The 26,651-nt window shown below is 69.4% G+C and carries 20 protein-coding genes and 1 pseudogene; 8 read left to right on the top strand and 13 right to left on the bottom strand.

All coding sequences use genetic code 11. The features are described from left to right. Positions 1-2: 2 nt before the first annotated feature. The 3 genes from G4Q83_RS13560 to G4Q83_RS13550 form a co-directional block, all read right to left on the bottom strand. Complete coding sequence (locus tag G4Q83_RS13560; protein ID WP_128418611.1) at positions 3-224, bottom strand: RNA-binding S4 domain-containing protein; 222 nt, start codon at positions 222-224, stop codon at positions 3-5. Positions 225-388: 164 nt separating this feature from the next. Further along, positions 389-1,045, bottom strand: a complete 657-nt coding sequence (locus G4Q83_RS13555) for a serine/threonine protein kinase (RefSeq protein ID WP_128418610.1) — start codon at positions 1,043-1,045, stop codon at positions 389-391. A gap of 26 nt (positions 1,046-1,071) precedes the next feature. Then, on the bottom strand, positions 1,072-1,578 hold the full coding sequence (locus G4Q83_RS13550) for an RNA polymerase sigma factor (RefSeq protein WP_128418609.1): 507 nt from the start codon (positions 1,576-1,578) through the stop codon (positions 1,072-1,074). 159 nt (positions 1,579-1,737) lie between these two features. Here G4Q83_RS13550 and G4Q83_RS13545 point away from each other — a divergent pair, with 159 nt between their 5' ends. From G4Q83_RS13545 to G4Q83_RS13535, 3 genes are all read left to right on the top strand, one after another. Further along, entirely contained in the window at positions 1,738-3,744 is a 2,007-nt protein-coding gene (locus G4Q83_RS13545) for a DEAD/DEAH box helicase (RefSeq protein WP_128418608.1), read from the top strand. Between the two features lie 109 nt (positions 3,745-3,853). Next, entirely contained in the window at positions 3,854-4,573 is a 720-nt protein-coding gene (locus G4Q83_RS13540; RefSeq protein WP_128418607.1) for a pseudouridine synthase, read from the top strand. Between the two features lie 35 nt (positions 4,574-4,608). After that, complete coding sequence (locus G4Q83_RS13535; RefSeq protein WP_386273625.1) at positions 4,609-5,736, top strand: GGDEF domain-containing protein; 1,128 nt, start codon at positions 4,609-4,611, stop codon at positions 5,734-5,736. Positions 5,737-5,755: 19 nt separating this feature from the next. On the opposite strand, the gene G4Q83_RS13530 is transcribed toward G4Q83_RS13535, so the two are convergent. Both G4Q83_RS13530 and G4Q83_RS13525 read right to left on the bottom strand, forming a co-directional pair. After that, positions 5,756-6,703, bottom strand: coding sequence for a DMT family transporter (locus G4Q83_RS13530; protein WP_128418605.1), 948 nt, complete (start codon positions 6,701-6,703; stop codon positions 5,756-5,758). A 151-nt stretch (positions 6,704-6,854) separates the two neighbouring features. Further along, positions 6,855-7,669: pseudogene (locus G4Q83_RS13525) on the bottom strand (DUF72 domain-containing protein); the annotation flags it as partial. Between the two features lie 271 nt (positions 7,670-7,940). On the opposite strand from G4Q83_RS13525, the gene G4Q83_RS13520 reads away from it, so the two are divergent. Then, entirely contained in the window at positions 7,941-9,524 is a 1,584-nt protein-coding gene (locus G4Q83_RS13520) for a serine hydrolase (protein ID WP_386273628.1), read from the top strand. Positions 9,525-9,660: 136 nt separating this feature from the next. Here G4Q83_RS13520 and G4Q83_RS13515 read toward each other — a convergent pair whose 3' ends face one another. After that, a complete protein-coding gene (locus tag G4Q83_RS13515) occupies positions 9,661-10,689 on the bottom strand; it encodes a LacI family DNA-binding transcriptional regulator (RefSeq protein ID WP_246432098.1) in 1,029 nt (342 codons plus the stop codon). Next, positions 10,686-12,227: a glycoside hydrolase family 30 protein gene (locus tag G4Q83_RS13510; RefSeq protein ID WP_246432097.1), complete on the bottom strand. Its 1,542-nt coding sequence runs from the start codon at positions 12,225-12,227 to the stop codon at positions 10,686-10,688. The genes G4Q83_RS13515 and G4Q83_RS13510 overlap by 4 nt, the downstream gene beginning before the upstream one ends. A gap of 80 nt (positions 12,228-12,307) precedes the next feature. Here G4Q83_RS13510 and G4Q83_RS13505 point away from each other — a divergent pair, with 80 nt between their 5' ends. Continuing rightward, positions 12,308-15,073, top strand: coding sequence for a TonB-dependent receptor (locus G4Q83_RS13505; protein WP_128418603.1), 2,766 nt, complete (start codon positions 12,308-12,310; stop codon positions 15,071-15,073). 62 nt (positions 15,074-15,135) lie between these two features. After that, positions 15,136-17,652, top strand: a complete 2,517-nt coding sequence (locus G4Q83_RS13500; RefSeq protein ID WP_128418602.1) for a glycoside hydrolase family 3 protein — start codon at positions 15,136-15,138, stop codon at positions 17,650-17,652. A 238-nt stretch (positions 17,653-17,890) separates the two neighbouring features. On the opposite strand, the gene G4Q83_RS13495 is transcribed toward G4Q83_RS13500, so the two are convergent. After that, a complete protein-coding gene (locus G4Q83_RS13495; RefSeq protein WP_128418601.1) occupies positions 17,891-18,310 on the bottom strand; it encodes a rhodanese-like domain-containing protein in 420 nt (139 codons plus the stop codon). Between the two features lie 92 nt (positions 18,311-18,402). Between G4Q83_RS13495 and G4Q83_RS13490 the strand changes: the two genes are divergently transcribed. Together G4Q83_RS13490 and G4Q83_RS13485 are read left to right on the top strand one after the other, a co-directional pair. Beyond that, positions 18,403-19,365, top strand: a complete 963-nt coding sequence (locus G4Q83_RS13490) for a helix-turn-helix domain-containing protein (RefSeq protein ID WP_128418600.1) — start codon at positions 18,403-18,405, stop codon at positions 19,363-19,365. A 101-nt stretch (positions 19,366-19,466) separates the two neighbouring features. After that, complete coding sequence (locus G4Q83_RS13485) at positions 19,467-21,299, top strand: ABC transporter ATP-binding protein (RefSeq protein ID WP_128418599.1); 1,833 nt, start codon at positions 19,467-19,469, stop codon at positions 21,297-21,299. A 22-nt stretch (positions 21,300-21,321) separates the two neighbouring features. Here the strand turns inward: G4Q83_RS13485 and G4Q83_RS13480 are convergent, their stop codons facing one another. From G4Q83_RS13480 to G4Q83_RS13460, 5 genes are all read right to left on the bottom strand, one after another. Beyond that, positions 21,322-21,885 (bottom strand): hypothetical protein, encoded by a 564-nt coding sequence (locus tag G4Q83_RS13480; protein WP_128418598.1) that lies wholly within the window; start codon positions 21,883-21,885, stop codon positions 21,322-21,324. 19 nt (positions 21,886-21,904) lie between these two features. After that, a complete protein-coding gene (locus G4Q83_RS13475) occupies positions 21,905-23,413 on the bottom strand; it encodes a phospholipase effector Tle1 domain-containing protein (RefSeq protein WP_246432096.1) in 1,509 nt (502 codons plus the stop codon). A 97-nt stretch (positions 23,414-23,510) separates the two neighbouring features. Beyond that, on the bottom strand, positions 23,511-24,074 hold the full coding sequence (locus G4Q83_RS13470) for a hypothetical protein (protein WP_128418597.1): 564 nt from the start codon (positions 24,072-24,074) through the stop codon (positions 23,511-23,513). Beyond that, a complete protein-coding gene (locus G4Q83_RS13465) occupies positions 24,071-25,186 on the bottom strand; it encodes a phospholipase effector Tle1 domain-containing protein (RefSeq protein WP_185817215.1) in 1,116 nt (371 codons plus the stop codon). Before G4Q83_RS13465 ends, G4Q83_RS13470 begins: the two co-directional genes overlap by 4 nt. 25 nt (positions 25,187-25,211) lie before the next feature. Next, entirely contained in the window at positions 25,212-25,865 is a 654-nt protein-coding gene (locus G4Q83_RS13460; RefSeq protein ID WP_246432095.1) for a hypothetical protein, read from the bottom strand. Between the last annotated feature and the right edge of the window lie 786 nt (positions 25,866-26,651).

Here is a 26,651-nt window from a genome sequence, read left to right as displayed (position 1 = left end):
GCTCATGCCTTGCCGATCACCCGGATCTGCACGTCATGCAGCGCGACCACCTGGCCGGCGTGGATCTTGCACGCCTTGCGCAGTTCGACTTCGCCGTCCACGCGCACCTGGCCTTCGCCGATCACGGTCTTGGCCGCGCCGCCGCTGTCGCAGACGCCGGTCAGTTTCAGCAAGTGCTTGAGTTCGACGTAGTCGCTTTCTAACTGGAGATCGATGGTCTGCATGGGGGCTGCTCGGAAATCGGCGTCCATTGTCGGTCATCCGCGCGCGAAACGCTCGGACTTCACGCCGCGGCGCCTGGCTCCGGCTGTCGCCGGCGGACGGTGCCGCCGCCGGCGGCGTGCTGCGGCAGGGTTTGGCCCCTCCCGCAACACATGCGCTGCCGCGCTCAGTCGTGCCGGAAACGTTCCACCTCGTCGAGCACACGGCTGGCCTTGCGCAGGCTGGCGCCGCCCAGGCTGTCGTCGACGATGCGCATCAGCCGGGGCCGGCCGGGATGGCGCGACCTGCGATAGAGCCATGCGCTGGCGGCGATGCCTGCCACGCCCACGCCAAGTCCGCTCCACACCAGCCCCGGCGCCCTGGCCAGCAGATCGACGCCGGCGAGCGCGCCGAGCGCCATCAGCACCGGCACCCACAGCACCCACCAGGACAGGCCGCAGAGCAGGCCGCTGCCGACGTGCCAGCGCCGGGTGCGCGCGATCTGGTGCTGGATCTCCAGCACCGGCGCGCTGTAGTCGATGCGCAGCAGCCGGCCCACGACGATGCCGGCCATCGCCACCGTGACCACGCCATAGGCATGCACCGCCACGCCGGCGGCGACCACGTGCGCCGGCAGCGCGCTTCGGCTCCACAGCAGGCCGGCCAGGGCGATGCAGGCCAGGCCAAACGGCAGTTGCAGGATCTGCCCCCACAGCAGCGGCCGCAGGCTGCTGCGCACGCGCTGCAGGTTTTGCTGGAGCAGCCATTGCACCTGCAAGCGATCGTGGCGTTGCAGGCGCCGGTCCAGCGCCTGCCAAGCTTGCTTCAGTTCTTCGGGATGCATGGTGATGGGTTCCTGTGGGCGAAGGGTCAGAGTTCGTCGCGGAGGCGGTGCTTGAGGCGGCCGATTTTGGTGGAGACGTTGCTTTCGCCGATGCCCAGGATCTCGGCGATCTCGCGCTGCGGGCGTTCGTCCAGATACAACAGCAACAGCGCCCGCTCCAGCGGCGGCAGCTGCGCGATGAAGTGGTACAGCGCCTGCACTTGCCGCTCGCGCTCCGGATCGGTGGCGCGCGCGTCGGCGATGTCCAGATCCTGCAGCGGCAGGGTCTGCCGATGCGCGCGGGTGCGCCCGCGTAGCTCGCCGATCGCCACGTTCAACGCGATCCGGTACAGCCAGGTGGAGAACGGCCGCTGCCGGTCGTAGCGCGGGAACGAACGCCAAGCCTGCGCGGCAATCTCCTGGATCAGGTCGGCGCGGTCGTCCGGATGCCGGCAGTAGCTGCCGGCCACTTTCGCCGCAATGCCGCGGTGCGCCTGGAACAGCGTGGCGAAGTCGGCGGCGAGCGGTGCGGCAGGGGCGGGAGCGTCGTGCATGGGTGGGTGGTGCAAGGGTCTTGGAAGGTGGTTCGCGGCGTGGCGGCGTTTCTCACGCCTGAACGGCTTCGTTCACCCGCTTTCGACATGCGGCCCTGCAAGGCGCACAATGCGCCTCTTTGCGCCTGCCGGTTCTCTGCGGCGCCCCCGGAGTCTCCCATGTCCCAAGATACCCCCGCGCCGCTGCCGTTCGCAGACCTCGGCCTCTCGCCTGCTGTGATGAAGGCGGTCTCCGACGTCGGCTACGAATCCCCGTCGCCGATCCAGGCCGCCACCATCCCCGCGCTGCTGACCGGCCGCGACCTGCTCGGCCAGGCCCAGACCGGCACCGGCAAGACCGCCGCGTTCGCGCTGCCGATCCTGTCGCGGCTGGATTTCAACCAGCGCAAGCCGCAGGCGCTGGTGCTGGCGCCGACCCGCGAGCTGGCGATCCAGGTCGCCGAGGCGTTCCACCGCTATGCCGCGTCGATCCCCGGCTTCCAGGTGCTGCCGGTGTACGGCGGCCAGCCCTACGTCCAGCAGTTGTCGGCGCTCAAGCGCGGCGTGCACGTGGTGGTGGGCACCCCCGGGCGGGTCATCGACCACCTGGAGCGCGGCACCCTGGACCTGTCGGAGCTGAAGACGCTGGTGCTCGACGAGGCCGACGAGATGCTGCGCATGGGCTTCATCGACGATGTCGAGGCGGTGCTGAAGAAGCTGCCGGCCTCGCGCCAGGTGGCGCTGTTCTCGGCGACCATGCCGAGCGCGATCAAGCGCATCGCGCAGACCTATCTGCACGATCCGGCCGAAGTCATCATCGCTTCCAAGACCACCACCTCGGCGAACATCCGCCAGCGCTACTGGGCGGTCAGCGGGCTGCACAAACTCGATGCGCTGACCCGGATCCTGGAAGTGGAGCCGTTCGACGCGATGATCGTGTTCGCGCGCACCAAGGCCGGTACCGACGAGCTGGCGCAGAAGCTGCAGGCGCGCGGCCTGGCCGCCGCGGCGATCAACGGCGACATCCAGCAGGCGCAGCGCGAGCGGGTGATCCAGCAGCTCAAGGACGGCAAGCTCGACATCCTGGTCGCCACCGACGTGGCCGCGCGCGGCCTGGACGTGGAGCGGATCAGCCACGTGCTGAACTACGACATCCCGTACGACACCGAAAGCTACGTGCACCGCATCGGCCGCACCGGCCGCGCCGGCCGCAGCGGCGAGGCGATCCTGTTCGTCAGCCCGCGCGAGAAGGGCATGCTGCGCGCGATCGAGCGCGCCACCCGGCAGCCGATCGAGGAGATGCAGCTGCCCAGCGTGGACGCGGTCAACGACCAGCGCGTGACCCGCTTCATGGAGAAGATCGGCGAGACCATCGCCAGCGGCGGCATCGACACCTACCGCGAACTGCTGCAGCGCTTCGAGACCGAGAAGAACGTGCCGATGGTCGAGGTGGCCGCGGCGCTGGCGCGGCTGCTGCAGGGCGACACGCCGCTGCTGCTGGCGCCGGAGCGGCCGCGTCCGCCGCAGGGCGAGCGGCGTTTCGAGCGGCCCGGCGTCGAGCGGCGCGAGCGCGCCGACCGCGGCGAGCGCCCGGAACGCGCCAGGTTCGAGCCGAAGTCCGAGCGCGGGGCGCGTCCGCCGCACCGCGACGAGGGCGAACGCGGGCCGCGCCCGCCGCGTCCCGCGCCGGCCGGCCATGGCCCCGATTTCGACTACCAGCGCGACGTCGGCAGCTTCGAGGCGCCGCGCCGCGACAAGGCCGCCAAGGCGCCGCGCGCCGCGCCGGAAGTGGGCATGGAAACCTACCGCATCGAGGTTGGCCACCAGCACGGAGTCAAGCCGGCCAACATCGTCGGCGCGATCGCCAACGAGGCCGGCCTGGAGAGCAAGTACATCGGCCGCATCGACATACACGACGACCACTCGGTGCTGGACCTGCCGGCGGACATGCCGCGCGAGCTGCTGACCCACCTGAAGAAGGTGTGGGTCTCCGGCCAGCAACTGCAGATGCGCAAGCTCGACTGCGCCGCCGCCGGCGGCGCGCCGTTCAAGCCGAAGTTCGCGCGTGCCGGCGGCAAGCCCGGCGGCCGACCGAACGCGGCCGGTCCGCGCCCGGCCGGCGCCGCCAGCCGCCTCGCCGACAAGGCCGGCGAGCGTCCGCCGCGCAAGGGTCCGCCGAAGCGCTGAGAGGCCGGGATTGAGGATTCGCACCCGCTCCCCGGTTCCTTGATCCCTCGTACCGCTTCCGATGGCAGTAGCCCGTTGTTGCCAATCTCCCATCCCCCATCCCGGCCCCATGTCCACGCGCCTCAACAAGCACATCGCCGAGACCGGCCATTGCTCGCGCCGCGAGGCCGATCGCCTGATCGCCGCGCGCCGGGTCACCGTCAACGGCCTGCCCGGCGGGGTCGGCGCGGTGGTCGGCGAGGGCGACGAGGTCAAGGTCGACGGCCAGCCGCTGCGTACACGCGCCAAGCACAAATCCGGCCGCCGCCATGTCTACATCGCGCTGAACAAGCCGGTCGGGGTGACCTGCACCACCGAGCGCGAGGTCAAGGGCAATATCGTCGACTTCGTCGGCCACGAGCAGCGCATCTTCCCGGTCGGGCGCCTGGACAAGGAGTCCGAGGGCCTGATCCTGATGACCAGCAACGGCGACATCGTCAACGAGATCCTGCGCGCCGAGAACCGCCACCAGAAGGAATACCTGGTGGCGGTGAACAAGCCGGTCAGCGACGAATTCCTGCGCGGCATGGCGCGCGGGGTGCGCGTGCACAACGCGACCACGCTGCCGTGCCGCACCGCGCGGATCGCCAAGTTCGGCTTCCGCATCGTGCTCGAGCAGGGCCTGAACCGTCAGATCCGGCTGATGGCCGCCGCGTTCGACTACCGCGTCATCCAACTGCGCCGGGTGCGCATCGACAACATCAAACTCGGCGCGCTGAAGCCGGGCCAATGGCGCAACCTCAGCGAACAGGAATTGCGCGGCCTGCTGCCGCAACGCCAGGACTGGTGAACCCAGGCTGCCGGCGCGACCGGCCCGGCGCTGGCATTTGCCGCGGATTTGGCGATACTTCGCAACGCGATCCGTTGCCAGCCGCCCGGTGCCCCGTGATCAAGCCACGCAAACCCGACAACGAAGCTGCACGCCTGCGCGCACTGCACGCATTGCAGATCATGGACACCGAGCCGGAGGCGGCCTACGACGACCTGGTCGGCATCGCCGCCAGCCTGTGCGACACGCCATCGGCGCTGATCTCGCTGGTCGGCGAGGAGCGCCAGTGGCTGAAGTCGCAGCGCAACGTCGCCCTGCTCAGCACGGCGCGCGACGACTCGTTCTGCGGCCATGCCATCCTCGCGCCGCAGCAGGTGCTGGTGGTTGCCGATGCTGCGGTGGACCCGCGCTTCGCTTTCAATCGGCTGGTCACCGAAGCCGGGGTCCGCTTCTACGCGGGCGCGCCGCTGGTCAGCAGCGAGGGCCTGGCGGTGGGGGCGCTGTGCGTGCTCGATCGCCGGCCGCGCTCCCTGGAACCGGAGCAGGTGGTGGCGCTGCAGGCGCTGTCGCGGCAGGTGATGCAGCTGATCGAGCTGCGCCGCACCAGCCATGCGCTGGCATGGCAGCTGCGCGAACGCGATTGGTACGAGCAGCAGTTGGCCCAGTACCAGTCCTCGCTGGAATCGCTCAACGCGGACCTGCTCGAACAGTCCCGCACCGATCCGCTGACCGGGCTGCTCAACCGGCGTGCCTTCGCCACTGCGCTGATGGTCAACGCCGAGGTGGCGCAGATGAGCGCCAGCCCGCTCAGCGTGGCCTTGCTGGACTTGGACTACTTCAAGAACATCAACGACCTGCACGGCCACGACAAGGGCGATGCGGTGCTGCTGGCGCTGGCGGACATGCTGCGCATGCAGGCGCCGCCGGGCAGCCTGGTGGCGCGCTACGGCGGCGAGGAGTTCGCGGTCCTGCTGCCGGGAATGGACGCCAGGCAAGCCATGCTCGAATGCGAGGCCCTGCGCCAGGAGACCAGCCTGCTGCAGCTCGGCGTGCCGTTGACCGCCAGCATTGGCGTGGCCGCGTTGCAGCCGCCTGAGAGCGCCGAGCAGCTGCTCAAGCGCACCGACCTGGCGCTGTACCAGGCCAAGCGCGCCGGCCGCGACTGCGTGTCGCTGGCGGAGTGAGCGCAAGCCAGCGCCGCGTTCACTCCAGTGCGTTCTTCGCTTCGCTGGTCGCCAGCAGTTCCGCATGCGGCACCGGCCGGGGGCGGGTCAGCAGCGGGTGCAGGAACACCGCGCCCAGGATCACCGCCACGCCGAGATAGAACAGCGCGGTGAGCTGCTTCTGTTCGTCCAGCAGCACGATCGCGAACACGATCGCATAGACCGGTTCCAGGTTGGTCACCAGTTGTACCGCATAGGCGCTGAGGCGGCGCAGCGCGACCAGCGCCAGCGCGAACGGCAGCAGCGTGCACAGCAGCGCCAGGGCCAGCAGCAGGAGGGTGTCGTGCAGGCTGGGCAGCACCAGCAGCGGGCCGCTCAGCGCCGGCAGCAGCAGCGGCAGCAGCGGCGCCAGCAGGGTCAGGGTCACGGTACCGGCGCCCAGTTCCAGCGCGGTCACGGTCAGCGGATCGGCGTGGTCGACCAGGCGCTTGTTGAGCGAGCCGAACGCGGCCACGAACAGTGCCGACACCGCGCCGACCGCGACGCCGGCGCGCATCCCGTCGGGCACGCCGCCGACCACCAGCGCCATGCCCGGCAGCACCGCCAGGCCGAATCCCAGTTCGCTGGGGCGGAACGGGCGCTTGGCTACCCACGGTTCGATCACCGCGGTGAACACCGGCGCCAGCGCGATGCAGGTCGCCGCCACCGAGGCGTTGGCCAGCTTGATCGCGCCGTAGAAGGTCAGCCAGTGCAGGCCGACCAGTGCGCCGACCACGGCGTAGCCGAGCAGCAGCTTCGGGGTCAGCGCGGCCAGCCCGCGCCACACCCGCGGCAGCAGCGCCAGCGCCGCCGCCGCCAATAGCATCCGCCACCACACCAGCGGCAGTGCCGGCAGGGTGATCAGCTTGCCGAGGATCGCGGTGATGCCCCACAGCAGCACGCAGAAATGGATTTGCAACTGGGCTTTGGTGGTGGGGTGCAGGGGCATGGAGCTATTGTCGCGCGTTGACGTCGGGAATGGGGACTCGGGACTCGGGACTCGAAAACCCAAAAGCGCCGGAACGGCGCTTTTGGGTTTTCGAGTCGGATTGGAAGCAGCTGCCGCCGGGCCCGCCTTGATCCGCTGTTACGAGTCCCGAGTCCCGACGGAGTTCGGCCAGCAGCGCCATCGCCGCGGCCGGATTGCGCTCCTTGGCCGCACTGATAAGTAGATGAAGACCTCGCGCGGCGGGGCCGGCGCCGCCGACGTGCGGCAGGGCCTGCGGATCCTCGCCGCGCCGCCAGGCCTGCGCCTGGGCGGCCCAGGTGCGCAGCTCCTTGGGCGGCTAGCCGTGGGCCAGGTTGGCGCGGCTGCGCATCAGCCGCGCGTAGACGTAGTCGGTGCCGAGATCGGCGAAGGACGGATAATCGGGCGAATCGGTGAACACCGTGGCCACGCCGTGGGTGCGGGCCAGGTCCAGCAGGCGCGGCCCGACGCAGGCCGCATCGCGCACTTCCAGCACGTGCCGCAGCCGCCGGCCGCCGCCCTGTTGCGGCAGCAGGTCCAGGAACACGGCCAGGTCGTCGAGGTCGAGGGTGCGGCCGTGCTCGAACTGCCACAGCAACGGGCCGAGTTTTTCCCCGAGCGCGACGATGCCGCCGACGAAGTCCTCGATCTGCGCGGCGGCCGCGGCCAGCCGACGCATGCCGGTGATGCGTTTGGGCGCCTTGGCCGAGAACAGGAAATCTGCCGGCGCCTCGTCGCGCCAGCGCGCGTAGGTGTCCGGCTTCTGCGTGCCGTAGTAGGTGCCGTTGATCTCGATGCTGGCGACATGGCGACATGGCGGCTGGCGTATTCCAGCTCGCGGCGCTGCACCAGCCCCTGCGGGTAGAATGCGCCGCCGCGCCGCGGCGCGTAGGTCCAGCCGCCGATGCCGTCCGCCGCGGCCGGGGTGGCGTCGAAGAGGTGGTTCATGGCGTCAGCGAGGGCAGCGAGGGCAGCGGGCAGGCGGCGGATTTGCCGCAGCGCAGCGTGACCGGCATGTGCGCGGCGGCCGCGCGCGGGTGCAGGCGCGCCCGCGGCGGGCATCGCCGCGGCGCAACCCGGCACTGCCGCGGCCTGCAGCGGTTGCCCTACACTTCGCTCCTGCGCTGCGGCGGGCAGCGAGGCCTTGGCCGCGGTGCCGCCCGCGGCGCGTCTTGCCCCGATGTTTTTGCAGGAGTTTGCCGATTTGAAGAGCATGTCGATGGGCTGCGGCCTGTTGTTGGCGATGACCGCCACCGCGCAGGCGCAAGCGCCCGCCCCCGTGCAGCCCGCACTGCCGCCTGCGCTGCAGGACCTGGACGCGCGGGTCGAGCGGGTGCGCAAGCAGTTCGACGTGCCCGGCATCGCCATCGCCATCGTCAAGGACGGGCAGGTGGTGCTGGAGCGCGGCTACGGCGTGCGCGAACTCGGCAAGCCGGAACCGGTGGACGCGCAGACCCTGTTCGCGATCGCCTCCAACACCAAGGCGTTCACCGCCGCCTCGCTGTCGATCCTGGCCGACGAGGGCAAGCTCGCGCTCGACGACCGGGTCATCGAGCACCTGCCCTGGTTCCAGATGGCCGATCCCTACGTGACCCGCGAAATGCGCGTGCGCGACCTGCTCAGCCACCGCAGCGGGCTGAGCCTGGGCGCCGGCGACCTGCTGTTCTGGCCTGCGACCAGCTACAGCAACGAGGAGGTGGTGCGGCGCCTGGCGCAGGTGCCGCTGAAGGGCGGCTTCCGCGACCGCTATGCCTACGACAACATCCTCTACGCGGTGGCGCAGAAGCTGATCGAGCAGGTCTCCGGGCAGTCCTACGCCGAGTTCGTGCGCCAGCGCATCTTCGTGCCGGTGGGGATGAGCGGCGCGCGCATCAACAGCGACTACCTGCAGCCCGGCGACCATGCGGCGGTCGGCCATGCCAAGTTCGATTTCCGCGACCTGCGCCCGGTGCCGCCGCTGACCTGGTCGAACAATTCCGGCGCCGGCGGCATCTACGCCAGCGTGCACGACATGGCCAAGTGGATGCAGGTGCAGCTCGACGGCGGTCGCCTGCCGTCGGCCGATGGCCAGGAGCGGCGCCTGTTCAGCGCGCAGCGGCAGCAGGAGATGTGGCAGGTGATCACCCCGATCGCCATCGCCGAGCCGAGCGTGCCGCAACTGCTGCCGGCCAAGCCGAACTTCGCCGGCTACGGCGAGGGCTGGAGCCTGAGCGACTACCGCGGCCACAAGCTGGTCTGGCACACCGGCGGCTGGCCGGGCATGGTGTCGCGGCTGACCCTGCTGCCGGAACAGAAACTGGGCGTGATCGTGCTGACCAACCAGGAAGTGGGCGCGGCGTTCAACGCGCTGACCCTGCAGGTGCTCGACGCCTACCTGGGCGCGCCGGCGACCGACTGGACCGCCGCCTATGCGGCCGCGGTGGCCAAGGCCGATGCGAAGGCCGACGAGGACTGGAGCAAGCACCAGGCCGCGCGCGATGCGAGCTCCAAGCCGTCGCTGCCGCTGGCCGGCTACGCCGGCACCTATCGCGATCCGTGGTACGGCGAGGTGGCGATCGTGCAGCGCGGCAAGCAGCTGGAATTGCGCTTCAGCAAGACCGCGCAGCTGGTCGGCACGCTGGAACATTGGCAGCACGACACCTTCATCGTGCGCTGGCGCGACCGCTCGCTCAATGCCGACGCCTTCGTCAATTTCGCGCTGACCCCCGACGGCAAGGTGCGCGAGGTGCGCATGGAAGCGATCTCGCCGCTGACCGATTTCAGCTTCGACTTCCAGGATCTGTTGCTGACGCCGGTGCAGTGATTGGGCGGGACTCGGGACTGGGGACTCGGTTCTGCCAGCAAGGGGCAGCCCCGTTTCGTCGAATCGCCTGACTGCGATTCGCGCTGGAATGCATCCTGCCGTCCGAGTCCCCAGTCCCCAGTCCCGCACCAAACACTCAGCGCCGCGGCGCGGGCGGACCCAGCGAGTCGCGCAGCAGCAGCCGGTGCGGCAGGGTCTCGCACACCGGCGGTTGCGGCGCGCGCTGCCGCGCCAGCAGCAGTTCCAGCGCGCGCCGGCCCATCTGCTGCAGCGGTTGCTGCACCGTCGCCAGCGCCGGCGAGACCTGTTGCGCGACCAGGGTGTCGTCGAAGCCGCACACCGACAGGTCGCGCGGTACGGCGAGTCCGCGCAGGCTGGCGCTGCGCAGCACGCCGGCGGCCATCTCGTCGTTGGCGGCGAACACCGCGCTCGGCCGCTGGCGCTGTCCGAGCAACTGCTCGGCGGCCTCGACGCCGGACGCGAAATCGAAGCGTCCCGGCACCACCAGGCGCGGGTCGTAGGCGATGCCGGCGGCGGCCAGCGCATCGCGGTATCCGGCCAGGCGCCACTGGGTCGCGCCGTGGCCGGGCAGGCCGCGGATGTGGGCGATGCGGCGATGGCCCAGGCGCAGCATCTCGCCGACCAGTTCGCGCGCGGCGCGGCGCTCCTCCAGGCGCACGCCCGGCCACTCGCGCTGGCGCCGCGGCGACACGCACGCCAGCGCGATGCCTTCGGCGTGGAGCCGGCGCAGCAGCGGCGCGTCGTCGGTCAGCGGCGGGATCAGCAGCAAGCCGTCGATGCGCTGGTGCCGCGCCAGCGCGACCAGCGCATCGGCATGGTCGGGTCGGGTGCGGTCCACCGGCGCCAGCATCAGCGTATAGCGCTGCGCGCGGCAGGCCTCGAGCACGCCGTTCTGGATCTCCATCTGGTAGTACGAGGGATTGTCGTAGGCCAGCGCCACCGCATAGGAACGCTGGCCGGCCAGGCTGCGGGCCGAGGGATTGGGCTGGTAGCCCAGTCGCTGCATGGTCCGTTCCACCTTGTACCGGGTCTGCTCGCGCACGTTGGGCTCGCCGTTGATGACCCGCGAGACCGTCTTCATCGACACGCCGGCGCGTGCCGCCACGTCCTCGATGCGCAGCTCCTGTGCGGCGCGCCTGCTCACCGCGCCGGCGCCGGCCACACGAAGCTGGCGACGCTGCGCGCCGGCACGGTGTAGCGGAAGCGGCGCGCGCCCTCGGCGACCGCCACCGAGCGCTCGCGCTCGGCGCTGTTGACCACCACCAGCACCCGGCTGCCGTCCGGGTTCTCGAACGCCACGTTGTCCACGCCTTCGCCACCCTCGCTGGAATCGATGCGCCAGGCCTGCGGGCGCACGAAGCGGCTGGCATGGGCGAGCGCATAGTACTCGTCGCTGCGCAGCACGCGCTCGCCGTGCGGATCGACATCGACCACGCCACGGCAGGTGGCGCAGCCGCCGCTGTGCGGGCCGCCCTGCAGGTCCAGCGCCAGATTCCAGAACAGCACGCCGCGCGCGCCGTGGCGGACCGACTGCACGATCAGGCGCCGCGTCTGCAGGGTCAGGCCGCCGCTGCGCAGCGGTTCCCAGTCGCCGCCGGAGCACTCGGTCATGTACGCGTCCTTGTCCGGATAGGCCGCCTGCACCGGACCCTGCGCGGCCGGATCGCCGGCGTAGCAGTGCCAGGCGACGCCGGCGACGTGGCGCCGCGCCTGCGCGTCGGCGAGCACCGCCAGCGGCTCCTGCGGCTGGTCCCAGTTGTGGTCCCAGGCGAAGAGCAGCGGCGCGCCGCCGCGCGCGTCGAGCAGCGGGCCGAGGTGGCGGCCGATCAGTTGCGCGCGCTGCGCGGCCTGCAGGCGCATGCCCGGATAGTCCGCCGGGGTGAAGCCCGGCTCGTTCTGCAGGGTCAGCGCGAAGATCGGCACGCCGGCCTGCGCATAGGCATCGACGTAGCGCAGCAGATAGCGGGCGAAGGCGTCGTAGTGCTCGGGCTTGAGCGTGCCGCCGATCAGGCTGCCGCTGGTCTTCATCCAGGCCGGCGCGCTCCATGGCGAGGCCATGATCTTCAGCTCGGGATTGATCGCCAGCGCCTGTCGCGCGACCGGCAGCACGTCGTCGCGGTTGGCGGCGATGCTGAAATGCGCCAGCGCCGGATCGGGCGCGTTGTCCGGCGTGTCGTCGAGGCTGTAGTGGCGGCGCGAGAAATCCGACGCGCCGATGGTCAGCCGCGCGAAGCTCAGGCCCAGGCCGCCGTCCGCGCGGCCGAACAGTTCGCGCATCAGCGCCGCGCGCCGCGCAGCCGGCAACTGCTGCAGCACCCAGGCGGAGGAGTCGGTGATGGACGCGCCGAACCCGAGCATGCGCTGGCGCCGCGCCGCGGGGTCGATGCGGATGTCGGCGGCGGTCCCGGTTTCCCAGGCCGCGGCCGTCGCCGGCGCGAGCGCCAGGCGATGGTCCTGGGTGGTGATCCAGACCTGCACATCGCCCGGCGGTGGCGCTGGCCGCGCGCCGGGGGCGGCGCCGGTCCACGCCAGCAACGCGCCGCACACGGCGGCCGCCACCCGTTGCCGCACCGCGCGCGTGGCGGCCGGATGCTGCGCAAACCGCGTGCTGCGCCGCAGCGATTCGGCATGGCGCGGCGCCGTGGCGGCGAGAAAGTTCATCGACTTGCGTGGCTGCGGCATGTCTCGCTCCTGCGGGCATTGACCGCACTGGATACGACGAGTATGACAGCGCTGTCAAAAATGCCGGGAGAGGGCATCACATGATGGGCATGCGGAAATTCTTCATGGGCCGTGTGCGGCGCGGCGTACCGTCGCGGCGCTTGCTGGCGGTCGCCTGTTGCGTCGCCGCGCTGCAGCAGGCGCACGCGCAAAGCGCCGGTTCCGACGCGCCGGCGCCGCAGGACACGGTCAACACGCTGGATGCGGTGCGCGTCACCGGCATCCGCCACGCGATCGAGACCGCGGTGGAAACCAAGAGTGAATCGTCGCTGATCGTGGAGGCGATCTCGGCCGAGGACATCGGCAAGCTGCCCGACGTGAGCATCGCCGACTCGATCTCGCGGCTGCCCGGCGTCGCCACCCAGCGCGTGGACGGGCGCTCGCAGGTGATCAACATCCGCGGCATGTCCGAACAGTTCGTCGGCACCACGCTCAACGGCCGCGAGCAGGTCAGCACCGGCGACAGCCGCGGCGTGGAGTTCGACCAGTTCCCGGCCGAACTGATCAATGCCGTCACCGTCTACAAGACCGCCGATGCCGCGGTGATCGGGCAGGGCCTGTCCGGCACCGTGGACCTGAAGACGATCCGCCCGCTGGACCTGGACGAACGCCGCATCGTGGTCAGCGGCAACGGCGAGAAGAATTCCTTCGGCAAGCTCGGCGACGACGGCCACGACCGCGGCTACCGCGCCGCGGCGTCCTACGTCGACCAGTTCGCCGGCGACACCATCGGCGTCGCGCTGGGCGTGGCGCGGCTGAATTCGCCGTTCCAGGAAAAACACTACAAGGCGTGGTGGTGGGGCAATCCGGACAGCTGGGGCGCCACCCAGCCCGGCAAGCCGCCGGGCGCGGTCGCGCTGCAGGGATCGGAGGCATGGATCAAGTCGCGCGAACTCACCCGCGATGGCGTGATCGGCACGCTGGAATACAAGCCCAACGAGCATTTCCACAGCGTGCTCGACGGCTACTGGTCGAAGTTCGAGCAGAAGGAGACGATGCACGGCGCGATGTGGTCCAACGCGCCGGACTTCAGCAATGCGCTCGGCGAGCAGGTGAGCTACCGCGACATCGTCACCCGCGACCGGCAGGGCGTGCCGATCGTCACCCAGGGCACCCTGAGCGGGGTGCAGCCGGTGCTGCGCAACGACCGCAACGACCGCGAGGACAGGCTGCTCTCGCTCGGCTGGACCAATACGCTGCGCTGGGAGCCGTGGTCGCTGAGCCTGGACCTGAACTACTCGCGCGCCGAGCGCCGGCAGTCGCAGCTGGAGACCTACGCCGGGCTGGCCGATCCGCAGGGCATCGGCTTCGACCTGCCGCTGAGCAGCGACTTCGCGCGCTATTCGCTCGCCGACCTGGCCGATCCCGGCGCGGTCTACCTGTGGGACCCGCAGAAGTGGGGACACGACGGACGGCTGGAGAATTCCTGGCAGAAGGACGAGATCAAGGCCGGCCGGCTCGCGTTCTCCTACGACGTGGACACCGCGCTGGTGCGCAGCTTCGACCTGGGCGTGAACGTCAACCGCCGCAGCAAGGACAAGCGCGCCGACGTGTACTTCGCCGACCTGCCGGGGCGCACGCCGACCCTGGTCGATCCGTCGCTGCTGTATGCGCCGACCTCGCTGGGCTTCGCCGGCATCGGCGACATCCTCAGTTTCGACCCGCGCGCGCTGCTGTCGCGCTACTACGGGGTCACCCTGTCCGAGAGCAACGACGACCTGCGCAAGGACTACGTGGTCGACGAGGACGTCGACACCTATTACCTGCGCGCCAACATCGACATGGACCTGGGCGAGCGCGTGCGCGTGCGCGGCAACGCCGGCCTGCAGTACATCGCCACCGAGCAGTCCTCCACCGGCTTCAACGCCGGCGGCGGCGCGGTGGTCGGCGCGCAGACGCTGGGCGCGCGCTACCACGACGCGCTGCCGAGCCTGAACCTGGTGTTCGACTTGGGCGACGGCTGGATGGCGCGGCTGGGCGCGGCCAAGCAGCTGATGCGGCCACCGATCAACTACCTCAGCGCCGACGCCAGCGCCGCGGTGGACACCACCACCGGGCTGTGGAGCGGCAGCGGCGGCAACCCGACCCTGCAGCCGTACCGCGCCGATGCGCTCGACCTGTCGCTGGAGAAGTACTTCGGCTCGGCCAGCTACGTCAGCCTGGCGCTGTTCTACAAGGACCTGCAGACCTACATCTACCGGCAGAACCTGCGCTGGGACTTCACCGGCTACAACCCCGACGGGCAGACCCCGGTGTCGAACATCGGCACCTTCAGCACCTGGGCCAACGGCAGCGGCGGCTACATGCGCGGCGTCGAGTTCGCCGCCACCGTCACCGGCGACGTGTTCAGCGAACGCCTGGACGGCTTCGGCGTGCAGCTCAACGGCTCCTACACCGAATCGTCGATCGATCCCGATCCCAGCGACAATTCGCCCGGCACCGACACCATCGCCGGCCTGTCCAAGATCGTCGCCAACGCCACCGTGTTCTACGAGAAGCACGGCATCGGCGCGCGCATCAGCCAGCGCTACCGCGACGCCTACCGCGGCGAGTACGGCTCGCTGTTCGGGCAGCGCAGCTACCGCAACACGCTCAGCGAGCGCGTCACCGACCTGCAGCTGAGCTACGACTTCCCCGACAGCAGCCGGCTGAAGGGCCTGTCGCTGATGTTCCAGGTCAACAACCTGACCAACGAGGCGTTCCGCACCGAGGTCAGTGCCGCCGGCGTCGCGTCCACGGTGTTCCTGCCCGAGGAATACACCGAGTACGGCCGCCAGTACCTGCTCGGCTTCCGCTACAAGCTCTGACGCGGGCACCGCCCCGCCCGCCACGACCGGCGCCGCGCCCGCACTTCGATGGAGGAAACAGGATGTCCACACCGCATGCCCTGGCCCGCGCCGTGCTCGCCGCCGCCGCCCTCGTCGCCGTGGCCGACGCCGCGCCGCCCTCCGCGCCGGCGCCGTTGCGCGACTGGCCGGCGCTGCGCAGCGCGGTGGCGCCCGACCCGGCCGAGGAAGCCAGGATCGCGCAGATCCTGGACGGCATGACCCTGGCGCAGAAGGTCGGGCAGATGACCCAGGCGGAGATCAAGTCGATCACGCCCGAACAGGTGCGCCAGTACTACATCGGTTCGGTGCTCAACGGCGGCGGTTCGTGGCCGGGCAAGGACAAGCACGCGCGCGTGGACGACTGGCTGCGGCTGGCCGATGCCTACTACCAGGCTTCGATGCGCAGCGACGCGCAGGTGCCGATCCCGATCGTGTGGGGCACCGACGCGGTGCACGGGCACAGCAACGTGTACGGCGCCACGCTGTTCCCGCACAACATCGGCCTGGGCGCGGCGCGCGACCCGGCGCTGGTCGAACAGGTCGCGCGCGCCACCGCCGAGGCCAGCCGCGCCACCGGCATCGCCTGGGCGTTCGCGCCCACGCTGGCGGTGGCGGAGGATCCGCGCTGGGGCCGCACCTACGAGAGCTTCTCGTCCGACCCGGCGCTGGTGCGCAGCTATGCCGCCGCCTACGTGCGCGGCATGCAGGGCCGGCTCGGCGACGATGCCAGCGTGCTGGCCACCGCCAAGCACTACCTCGGCGATGGCGCCACCGCGCACGGCCGCGACCAGGGCGTGGCGCAGATCGACAAGGCGCGGATGCTCAACGTGCACGCGCAGGGCTACTACGGCGCGATCGAGGCCGGCGTGCAGACGGTGATGGCCTCCTACAGCAGCTGGCACGATGCCGCCGCCGGCGTCGACTACGGCAAGATGCACGGCGCCGCGCCGCTGCTGAGCGAGGCGCTGAAGCGCAAGATGGGCTTCGACGGCTTCGTGGTCTCCGACTGGAACGGCATCGGCCAGGTACCGGGCTGCAGCAACGCCAGCTGCGCGCAGGCGATCAACGCCGGCGTGGACATGGTGATGGTGCCCGACGAGTGGAAGGCGTTCATCGACAACACCGTCGCCCAGGTGCAGGCCGGACAGATCCCGCAGACGCGCATCGACGATGCGGTGCGGCGCATCCTGCGGGTCAAGCTGCGCGCCGGCCTGTTCGCGCACGCGCCCTCCGCCAGCCGCTACGCCGGACGCGAGGACGCGCTGCTGCACCGCGACCTGGCGCGGCGCGCGGTGCGCGAATCGCTGGTGCTGCTGAAGAACGAGCGCGGCGCGCTGCCGCTGCGCCGCGGCCAGCGCCTGCTGGTGGTCGGCAAGAGCGCCGACACTCTTTCCGACCAGGTCGGCGGCTGGTCGCTGACCTGGCAGGGCACCGACAACCGCAACGCCGATTTCCCCAATGCGCAGAGCGTCCTGGCCGGCTTGCGCGATGCGGGCGGCGCCGCGCAGGTGCGCTATGCCGCGTCGGTCGCCGCGGTCGCGCCGGACAGCTACGACGCCATCGTCGCGGTGATCGGCGAAACGCCGTATGCCGAGGGCAGCGGCGACATCGTCGCCTCCAACACGATGGCGCACAGCCAGCGCCATCCCGAGGACCTGAAGACGCTGCAGGACGTCGCGGCGACCGGCAAGCCGGTGATCACCGTGCTGCTGTCCGGGCGGCCGCTGTACGTCAACGACCTGCTCAACCTCTCGCAGGCCTTCGTCGCCGCCTGGCTGCCGGGCAGCGAGGGCGGCGGGGTGGCCGACGTGCTGTACGGCGGGGCGTACGATTTCCGCGGCCGGCTGGGCTTCCCGTGGCCGGGCCAGGCCTGTCCGCCGCCGGTGGCGCCGGCCGATCCAGCGCGGCCGCCGCTGTTCGCGCTCGGCTACGGCTTGCGCTATGCCCAAGGCGGCCGGGTCGGGACGCTGCCGGTGCAACTGCCGGCCGACTGCGGCGCGGCCACCACGCTGCCAGTATTCAACCTGCGCGACGCCGCGCCGTACACGCTGAAGCTGGCCGCGCGCGGCCAGGAGCGCGCGCTCGGCGCCGACCTCAACGCGGTGGTGGAGTGGCCGCAAGCGGATCCGGCGCTGCGCGTGCGCACGGTACAGGTCAATACGCAGCAGGACGCCAAGCAGGTGACCTGGCTGGCGCCGGCGCGGCTGCTGGCCAGCGGCGCCGCCAGCCAGAACCTCACCGCGATGGCGCAGGCGCACGCCGCGCTGCAGTTCGACGTGCAGGTGCAGCAGGCGCCGACCGCAGCGGTGACGCTGCGCCTGGGCTGCGTGCGCGGCTGCGGCGACGGGATCGACATCGCCGCAGCGCTGCCCGCGGCGGGATCCGGCAAGCGCACCATCAGCGTGCCCCTGGCCTGCTTCGCCAAGCGCGGCGCCGACCTCGGCGGCATCGACATGCCGTTCGCGATCGATGCCGATGCGCCGTTCGCGGCGGCGTTCACCCGCATCCAGGTCGTGGCCGGCGCGGCGGACGCGCCCGATGCGCTGCGCTGCGATTGAGGCTGGCGCGGGCGCCGGGCAACGCGCAAGCGCCGGATGCCGCGTTGGCAGGAGACGCTCGTTCGCGGCAACCGTGCCGTCTTCTCGCTGCGGTGAAGGCCGTTGCCGCGCACCCGGAGCGTCGCGCGCGGCGTGAACCCATTGCGGCGTCGGCGGGTGGGCGTCCGTCGTCGCCGCGCAACCGGCGTGGGCCGCGTGCAGGCCGGCAGGGCAGTGCCATCCGCGCCCGCACGCCGGGTCAGGCAGGCTCCGCGCCGGCAGCGCCGCGCACCAGCGCGAAGCCTTCGTCCAGCCAGCCGGTGATGCCGCCGAGCATCAGTTTCACCGGGCGTTGCAGCGTGGCCAGGCGCAGCGCCGCCTTGTCGGCGCCGTTGCAATGCGGGCCGGCGCAATACACCACGAACAGGGTGTCGGCCGGATAGGCGGACAGCTTGCCGGGCACGATCTTGGCGTGCGGCAGGTTGATCGCGCCGGGCAGGTGGCCTTGCGCGTACAGCGCCGGGGAACGGACATCGAGCAGGACGAAGCCGGCCTCGCCGCCGCCGGACACCGCCGCGTGCACGTCCCAGCAATCGGTTTCCAGCGAGCGCTTGGCGGCGAAATGGCGCAGCGCGTCGGCGCTGGAGGCGGCGGCTGTCTGCAGCACGGGATTGCGCATGGGGCGTGTCCTTGGCGTGGGAGCGGCCAGTGTGACGCCGGCGCCGCCGCGGCTACACTGGCAGGATGGACGAACAGCGGTCGTTTCCTGCCATGACGAAGACGCCGCCCCGTGTGGTCGCGTTGGCCTATCCGAACCTGTGCCTGTTCGAGTTCGGCATCGCCGCCGAGCTGTTCGGCCTGCCGCGGCCGGAACTGGACATGCCCTGGTACCGCTTCGGCGTGGCGATGACCGCGCGCAAGGTGCGCAGCGGCATCGGCGGCCTGCGGGTGGCCGCCGACGGCGGGCTGGCGCTGTTGCGCACCGCGCACACGATCGTGGTGCCGGGCTGGAGCGGGCCGGCGGTGCTGCCCGGCGCCGCACTGAAAACCGCGCTATGCGACGCCCATGCCCGCGGCGCGCGGCTGCTGTCGATCTGCTCGGGCGCGTTCCTGCTCGGCCATTGCGGCCTGCTCGACGGGCGCAGGGCGACCACCCACTGGCGCTACGCGCAGCAGTTCCGCGACTGCTTCCCGGCCAGCACCCTGGTCGGCGATGCGCTGTACGTGGAAGACGGCCGCATCGTCACCTCGGCCGGCAGCGCCGCCGGCATCGACGCCGGCCTGCACCTGATCCGCAGCGACTTCGGCACCGCCGTGGCCAACCGGGTGGCGCAGCGGCTGGTGATGCTGCCGCACCGCGAGGGCGGGCAGCGCCAGTTCGTGGCCAGTCCGGTCGCCACGCCGCGTGCCCATCCGTTCGACGGCGTGTTCGACTGGGCGCGGCAGCACCTGCACGCCGGCATCGGCGCCGCGGACCTGGCGTGGGCCGCGGCGATGAGCGAACGCAATTTCTATCGCCGCTTCAAGGCCGCGCTCGGCGCCACCCCGGCGCAGTGGCTGCAGCAGGAGCGGGTGCGCGCGGCGAAGGCCTTGCTGGAGGACGGGCGGCTGGCGTTGGGCCGGGTCGGCGAGGCCTGCGGCTTCGACAGCCTCGACGCGTTCCGCGCCGCGTTCCGGCGCCACGTGGGCGTGGCGCCTTCGGTCTACCGCAGCGGTTTCGGACAGGTGGCCTGACCGCCGCGCGGACGCGCACGCCGTCGCCGCCGGCGCGAGCGCACATGCCCAGGACAGCGGTATCGGCTACGCTGCGCGTCCTGCAGGATGGATGCGTTGCGATGTTCCGCTGGTTCGAGTCGCTGATTCCCGTGTTTCCCGAGATCGATCCGCGCACCCCGCCGCGCGGGGTGTGGCGCTTCTACGCGTTCTACCTGCGCCCGGTATGGCCGGTGTTCGCCGCCACGCTGGTGGCCGGGCTGCTGCTGGCGCTGGTCGAAGTGGCGATGTTCGATTTCCTGGGGCGCATCGTCGACCTGGTCGCCGAAGCGCCGGGGCCGGACTTCTTCGCGCGCCACCGCGACGAACTGCTGTGGATGGCCGCGATCACCCTCGTCGCGCGGCCGTTGCTGACCGGGCTGCACAACCTGCTGGTCAACCAGGCGATCATGCCCGGGCTCAGCAACCGCACGCGCTGGCTGATGCACAACTACGTGGTGCGGCAGAGCCTGGGCTTCTTCCAGAACGACTTCGCCGGGCGCATCGCCAACCGGGTCATGCAGACCGGCACCTCGCTGCGCGAATCGGCGGTGCAGATGGTCGATGCGCTGTGGTACATCCTGGTCTACACCGGCACCGCGCTGTACCTGTTCGCGCAGGCCGATGCGCGTCTGATGGTGCCGCTGCTGGTCTGGCTGGTCGCCTACACGGCGCTGATGGCGTACTTCGTGCCGCGCATGCAGCAGCGCGCGTGGATCGCCTCGGAGGCGCGCTCCAAGGCGATGGGCCGCATCGTCGACGGCTACACCAACATCGCCACGCTGAAGCTGTTCGCGCATGCCAGGCGCGAGGAAGCCTACGTGCGCGAGTCGATCCAGGAACTGGCGGTCAAGCACCGCGGGCAGACCCGCATGACCACCGCCATGGATTTCTCGATCGCGGCGTTGAACGGCTTCCTGATCGTCGGCACCTGCGCATTGGCGATGTGGCTGTGGAGCCAGGGCCGGATCAGCGTCGGCGCGATCACCCTGGCCACCGGGCTGGTGATCCGCATCCACAACATGTCCGGCTGGATCATGTGGGTGGTCAACGGCATCTTCGAGGACATCGGCACGGTGCAGGACGGCATGGAGAGCGTGGCCCAGCCGATCCAGGTGCAGGACCGCGCCGATGCGCAGGTGTTGCAGGTGACGCGCGGCGAAGTGCGCTTCGAGCACATCCACTTCCACTACGGCAAGCGCGGCGGGGTCATCGCCGGGCTCGACCTGCAAGTACGGCCGGGCGAAAAGATCGGCCTGGTCGGGCCGTCGGGCGCCGGCAAGTCGACCCTGGTCAACGTGCTGCTGCGGCTGTACGACCTGGAGCGCGGGCGCATCCTGATCGATGGCCAGGACATCGCCGCGGTGACCCAGGAAAGCCTGCGCGGGCAGATCGGCCTGGTCACCCAGGACACTTCGCTGCTGCATCGCTCGATCCGCGACAACCTGCTGTACGGCCGTCCCGACGCCACGCAGGCGCAGCTGCAGGCGGCGGTGCGCAAGGCGCGCGCCGACGGCTTCATCGACGCGCTGCGCGACGGCGAAGGCCGCAGCGGCTACGCGGCGCATGTGGGCGAGCGCGGGGTCAAGCTGTCCTGCGGCCAGCCCCAGCGCATCGCCATCGCCCGGGTGCTGCTGAAGGACGCGCCGATCCTGGTGCTGGACGAAGCCACCTCGGCGCTGGATTCGGAAGTGGAGGCGGCGATCCAGGACAGCCTGGACGAACTGATGGCGGGCAAGACGGTGATCGCGATCGCGCACCGGCTCTCGACCATCGCGCGCATGGACAGGCTGGTGGTGATGGACCAGGGTGCCATCGTCGAAACCGGCACCCACGCCGAACTGGTCGCGCGCGGCGGCCTGTACGCGCGGCTGTGGGCGCGGCAGACCGGCGGCTTCGTCGGGGTGCGGACATGATGTCGGACACGCGCGATGACACCTATCGTACGAGTGCGTACTCGCCCTGCGCACCGAAGTGCTGCGGCTTTCTGCCGATCCGTGCGCACAATCGGTCGCCGCACTGGGTCAATGCACCGGAGCGGGTCGCGGCCAACACCGCCTCGGGGAACTGGGCATCGCGCAGGGCCTGCTGGCTGCGCCAGACGAAATAGCCGCTGCCGGCGACCGCCAACAGCGACCCCAGCAGCAATGCCAAGCCGCTCTTCCACAGCAGCGACTGCCGGCTTGCCAGCAACTGCGCCACTTCCTCGGACAGGCGCAGCTCGGCCTGGCGCACCTGCGCGGCGGCCTGCTTCAAGCGTTCCTCGCCCTGGCGCAGGCCGTCGCCCGTGGCGCGTTCCACCACGCCGCGCGTCTCGTTGCCCACGGTGCGCACCACATCCTGCGACAACTGCTGCGATTGCGCGGCGAAGCTCTGCGCGGCCCCGTGCAACGCCTGCGCACTGCGCTGCTGCTCGCGCAGCGCGGCCTCGGCGCGCTGTTGAAGCGTGTCGGCCAAGGCGCTCAGGCGCATCGCCAGTTCTTGTAATTGGTCCGATGTCATGGCACGCGGTCTCCTTGCCTCATCCCAGGCGCATGACCGGAGCGGCATGCACCGGCGCCTGCTGCTGGGCTTCCAGTGCGCGCTGCTGCTGCAACTGCCGCTCCTGTTCCTGCTGCAGCGCCAGCGCCTGGTTCGCTTGCTGGCCGCTGCGCAACCAGGCCTGGCCATCCTCGCTCTGGGCGTAGGCGCGACCGGCGGCCAGCACGCCGTCGCCATCGTTGCGCAACGCCGCATCGGTGGCCGCCAGGAACAGCGGATTCCAGCGCATCGGTGCCGGTTGCCCAGCTCCGGCGACCTGTTCGCGGTCCGGTGCCCGATCCTGTGCGGCGGGCGCGGCGGCGTCGCGCCGCAGCGAGGCATGGGGCGCATTCAACAGCAGGGGCGTCCAACTCTCGATCTGCGGCGCCGGCGCCGGCGCCGACGGACGTTGCTGGAAGAACGCCGGCAGCGATGGATCGGTGCGTTCGGCGGGCAGCGGCACCGCCCGCAACGGGTACCGTGCGCGCAATGCCGCATCCAGTGGCTCGGCATCGGTACGGTTCAGGCTCCATGCCGTGCCGGCCAGCTCCTTCACGTGCACGCGCTGGCCGAGCACGCTGGCCAGCGCCGTGGTGTAGAACGCCTGGTGCTGCTCGGAGCGGTGGATCACGTTCATCTCCGGCGCCCCCGGCACCGTGCGCGCCTGCGCGAACGGGGTGTCGCCGAGGCTGTTGACATAGGCGGACAGCAGATTGCCATTGCGCACCGCCAGCCCGTCGAGCCGGTAGGAGCCGCCGATGTCCGAATGCGCCCCTGGATTGACCAGATCGAGGAAGCGCCCGTCGCGCGAGCGGCCGGGGTCCAGGATGTCCTTGACCGGGAACGCGTCGCGGCGCTCGTCGCGCGCGCTGATCTGCAGGCCCGACACCACCGACGGCGGCAGGCGCACGTCGCGCAGGTTCATGTCGCCGGTGGCGACCGGGTCCAGCAGCGCCACCGCCTGCGCGGTGCGCCCCGGCGGCGCCAGCGGCGGCCGGGTCGCGGTGAGCTGGCGCACCTCGCCGGCCGGGCCGTAGTCGATCTGCATCCCTTCCGGATCCTGGATGCCGCGCTCATCGACCATCCGGGTGAACATCGCCGCGGTCACCGCGCCGCGGCTGAAGCCGGTGGAGAGGATGCTGATTTCGGCGTGGGGATTTTCGTCATGCCACCTCCTGGCTTGGAGAATGAACCGCAAGTACATTTCTTCCATGCGCGGACCGTAGCTGTAGCCCAGGCCGCCATCGATCGCTTGGGTGAAGGCATTGTCCTGGGTGCCCACGCCGGGGACATAATATCCTCTTATATTTTTAACATCGTTATTTTTTGCCGTTTGCACCTGATCGTCCAGGATGCCGATATTGGTGATGTGCTCGGGATCCTTGTACTTGTCGTTGCCCGTGCCATCGAAGGAGGCTACGAACAGGCGGGAGTGCGGATTGCTCCCGCTGACCAGCCGCGGCGCCTGGAACTGCGCCAGCGCGTGGCGGCTCTGCTCATAGATTGCCAAGTCTTGCTGTCTGGCCGGATATGCCTCCACGCCATCAGGCCAGCGCCTCGGATCGCTTTGCTCGCTTCCCATCGTCTTCTCCTTGGTCACCGTGCCTTCAGTAGCTCTTGGTGTAAGCAAGCATCAGGTCATAACGAAATCTACTGTCCGGTTTGCCAGCGCGCTGCGGAACAGTAGTAAACACCATTGCCCGCATATACACATTGATGGTGCGATCGTTCACTTCCAGGATGATGTCCGGAAAGATCGGCGCCGTCAGAATCGGCGGCAACTGCTCCTGCGGTACCTTGTGCAGCACGATCTTGTCCTTGAAGATCGCGCCGATATCCACCGTGGCGTGGTGTGGTTGGCCATCCTTGGAGCGCCAGCTGACTTCGGCAGGGGGCGGGAAGTCTGGGAAATTGCGGATGCCGATTGTCGAACCTGATAGGTTGTCTGGGTAGCCATCCCCCAGCGAGGCTGATGAGATACGCTTTACATCATCCGAATCGTGGGCCTCGTAGCGACCATTATACAATATCTTGCAACCATAAGTGTCGTAGCACGCAGTACCAAAGGCATGCCGATCGAACGGAATCGGCTTGCGCGTATCGATATGCACGGTGCGATTGGCGTCCAACGGCACGTTGGTGGGCGACTTGACGGCGGGAGCGTTGGTCATTTGCGGACATCCTGCAAGTACGAGCGGCAATGCGGTTGCCAGCAGCGCAAGAAACGACTGCATCTGACGCTTGTTGAAGGAATAGAACATGAGCGCCGCTCCATCGTGAGAGAAGTGGATCGCGACATGGTGTGGTGACCATCCATGGAAGCGCCCGTTATGGCCATTCGACCGAGGCGAGGCGGGGAAGTCAAGCATGACGGTCCTTGTCGCCATCGCGGATTGACTTGCGCCGCCAGCGGATTGCCGTTGCGCACCGCCAGCCCGTCGAGCCGGTAGGAGCCGCCGATGTCCGAATGCGCCCCCGGATTGACCAGATCGAGGAAGCGCCCGTCGCGCGAGCGGCCGGGGTCCAGGATGTCCTTGACCGGGAACGCGTCGCGGCGCTCGTCGCGCGCGCTGATCTGCAGGCCCGACACCACCGACGGCGGCAGGCGCACGTCGCGCAGGTTCATGTCGCCGGTGGCGACCGGGTCCAGCAGCGCCACCGCCTGCGCGGTGCGCCCCGGCGGCGCCAGCGGCGGCCGGGTCGCGGTGAGCTGGCGCACCTCGCCGGCCGGGCCGTAGTCGATCTGCATGCCTTCCGGATCCTGGATGCCGCGCTCATCGACCATCCGGGTGAACATCGCCGTGGTCACCGCGCCGCGGCTGAAGCCGGTGGACAGGATGCTGATTTCGGCGTGGGGATCCTGTTTCTGCCATTCCTTGGCCTGACGTACGAACCGCAAGTACATTTCTTCCATGCGCGGACCGTAGCTGTAGCCCAGGCCGCCATCGATCGCTTGGGTGAAGGGATCGTCCTGGGTGCCAACGCCTGGGACGTAATGGCCTCCGATGTTGCGCATGCCGGATTTTTGCGCCGCTTTGACCTGATCGTCCAGGATCCCGATATTGGTGATGTGCTCGGGATCCTTGTACTTGTCGTTGCCCGTGCCATCGAAGGAGGCCACGAACAGGCGGGAATGCGGATTCTTATCGCTGACCAGCCGCGGCGCCTGGAACTGCGCCAGCGCGTGGCGGCTCTGCTCATAGATTGCCAAGTCCTGCTGGCTGGCCGGATACGTCTCCACGCCATCAGGCCAGCGCCGCGGATCGTTGCGTTCGCTTCCCATCGGCTTCTCCTTGGTCACCCTGCTATCAGTAGGTTTCGGTATAGGCAAGTATCAGGTCATTGCGGAAATCACTATATTTATTTCCAGGCTCCTGCAGAACCGACGTGGAAACATGTGCTCGCATATACACATTGATCGTACGGTCGTTCACTTCCAATATGATGTCCGGGAAGATCGGCGCCGTCAGAATCGGCGGCAACTGCTCCTGCGGCACCTTGTGCAAGACCACCTGATCCTTGAAGATCGCGCCGATATCCACCGTGGCATGGTGCGGCTGGCCGTCGCTGGAGTGCCAACTGACCTCGGCCGGCGGTGGGAAATCGGGATAATTGCCGATACCGATGGTGTGCGCGGTCATGTTGTCGGGATAGACATCGCCCAACGAAGCGGACGACATCTGCTTCACGTCGTCCGGGTCACGGGCCTCGTACCGGCCGTTGTAGAGCACTTTGCAGCCATAGGTATCGAAACACGACGCACCAAAGGCATGCCGATCGAACGGAATCGGCTTGCGCGTATCGATATGCACGGTGCGATTGGCGTCCAACGGCACGTTGGTGGGCGACTTGACGGCGGGAGCGTTGGTCATTTGCGGACATCCTGCAAGTACGAGCGGCAATGCGGTTGCCAGCACCGCAAGAAACGACTGCATCTGACGCTTGTTGGAGAAATAGAACATGAGCGCCGCTCCATCGTGAGAGAAGTGGATCGCGACATGGCGTGGTGACCATCACGACGCCGACGAAATTTTCTTGGTATCGTCCAGGATGCGACAACTAAATACTTGCCATTATAAATCACCTTGCAGCCGTAGGTGTCGTAACAACCGGCCCCAACGCATGCCGATCGAACGGGATGGGCTTGCGGGTGTCGATATGCACGGTGCCATGGGCATCCAATGGGATGTTGCAAGGATCCCTTGTCACAGGCTCACGGCGCATACGGTGCCATCCTGTCGGCAGCAGTGGCAGGGTGAGGGCCAGCACCGCGATGGGCAACCACGTCCGGCGCTTGGCAATGAGGGGCATGATCGTGCTCCATGGTCGAGGTGGGCGACGGCATCCATGGGCCGCCGCGCGCGTGGCCGCCGTGACCATATATGAAGAAGTGCGCTGTGGCGGTTGGCGAAAGACGGTCGCATGGCCAGGTTCTATCACGAGAGGACAGGCGGCAGAACGGTCCGCAGTGGACGCGATGCGGTCTCCACTGCCATTGAAGTGATGCGTGCGCGCAAAGCCAAGTAGCGCAAGACTTTTCTGCCGGCCAGCGTGCCGGCTCTGTGCGTCCGCCGCCGGTTTCGATCGCTGGCCGTTTTCACCCACGCCCGCCTATGCAGACGGTCGTCATTGGTTTCAGGATGATGCTCGGGAAGCTCGTGCCTTCCGGATCGGCAGTCGCCATGTTCCGACGATAAAACACGCTTTCGGGTGCGATCCCTGGGCCAGCCTGCTGTGGGTGGCAGGCT

The sequence above is a fragment of the Xanthomonas theicola genome, assembly GCF_014236795.1.
Lineage (GTDB): Bacteria > Pseudomonadota > Gammaproteobacteria > Xanthomonadales > Xanthomonadaceae > Xanthomonas_A > Xanthomonas_A theicola.
This window is presented reverse-complemented; position numbering and strand designations above follow the sequence as displayed.

Excerpts from the sequence above, each read along its gene's own strand:
- G4Q83_RS13560 (WP_128418611.1), bottom strand. The coding sequence starts at position 224 with ATGCAGACCATCGATCTCCAGTTAGAAAGCGACTACGTCGAACTCAAG.
- G4Q83_RS13555 (WP_128418610.1), bottom strand. The coding sequence starts at position 1,045 with ATGCATCCCGAAGAACTGAAGCAAGCTTGGCAGGCGCTGGACCGGCGC.
- G4Q83_RS13550 (WP_128418609.1), bottom strand. The coding sequence starts at position 1,578 with ATGCACGACGCTCCCGCCCCTGCCGCACCGCTCGCCGCCGACTTCGCC.
- G4Q83_RS13545 (WP_128418608.1), top strand. The coding sequence starts at position 1,738 with ATGTCCCAAGATACCCCCGCGCCGCTGCCGTTCGCAGACCTCGGCCTC.
- G4Q83_RS13540 (WP_128418607.1), top strand. The coding sequence starts at position 3,854 with ATGTCCACGCGCCTCAACAAGCACATCGCCGAGACCGGCCATTGCTCG.
- G4Q83_RS13530 (WP_128418605.1), bottom strand. The coding sequence starts at position 6,703 with ATGCCCCTGCACCCCACCACCAAAGCCCAGTTGCAAATCCATTTCTGC.
- G4Q83_RS13520 (WP_386273628.1), top strand. The coding sequence starts at position 7,941 with ATGGGCTGCGGCCTGTTGTTGGCGATGACCGCCACCGCGCAGGCGCAA.
- G4Q83_RS13510 (WP_246432097.1), bottom strand. The coding sequence starts at position 12,227 with ATGCCGCAGCCACGCAAGTCGATGAACTTTCTCGCCGCCACGGCGCCG.
- G4Q83_RS13505 (WP_128418603.1), top strand. The coding sequence starts at position 12,308 with ATGATGGGCATGCGGAAATTCTTCATGGGCCGTGTGCGGCGCGGCGTA.
- G4Q83_RS13500 (WP_128418602.1), top strand. The coding sequence starts at position 15,136 with ATGTCCACACCGCATGCCCTGGCCCGCGCCGTGCTCGCCGCCGCCGCC.
- G4Q83_RS13495 (WP_128418601.1), bottom strand. The coding sequence starts at position 18,310 with ATGCGCAATCCCGTGCTGCAGACAGCCGCCGCCTCCAGCGCCGACGCG.
- G4Q83_RS13490 (WP_128418600.1), top strand. The coding sequence starts at position 18,403 with ATGACGAAGACGCCGCCCCGTGTGGTCGCGTTGGCCTATCCGAACCTG.
- G4Q83_RS13485 (WP_128418599.1), top strand. The coding sequence starts at position 19,467 with ATGTTCCGCTGGTTCGAGTCGCTGATTCCCGTGTTTCCCGAGATCGAT.
- G4Q83_RS13480 (WP_128418598.1), bottom strand. The coding sequence starts at position 21,885 with ATGACATCGGACCAATTACAAGAACTGGCGATGCGCCTGAGCGCCTTG.
- G4Q83_RS13470 (WP_128418597.1), bottom strand. The coding sequence starts at position 24,074 with ATGACCAACGCTCCCGCCGTCAAGTCGCCCACCAACGTGCCGTTGGAC.
- G4Q83_RS13465 (WP_185817215.1), bottom strand. The coding sequence starts at position 25,186 with ATGGGAAGCGAACGCAACGATCCGCGGCGCTGGCCTGATGGCGTGGAG.
- G4Q83_RS13460 (WP_246432095.1), bottom strand. The coding sequence starts at position 25,865 with ATGTTCTATTTCTCCAACAAGCGTCAGATGCAGTCGTTTCTTGCGGTG.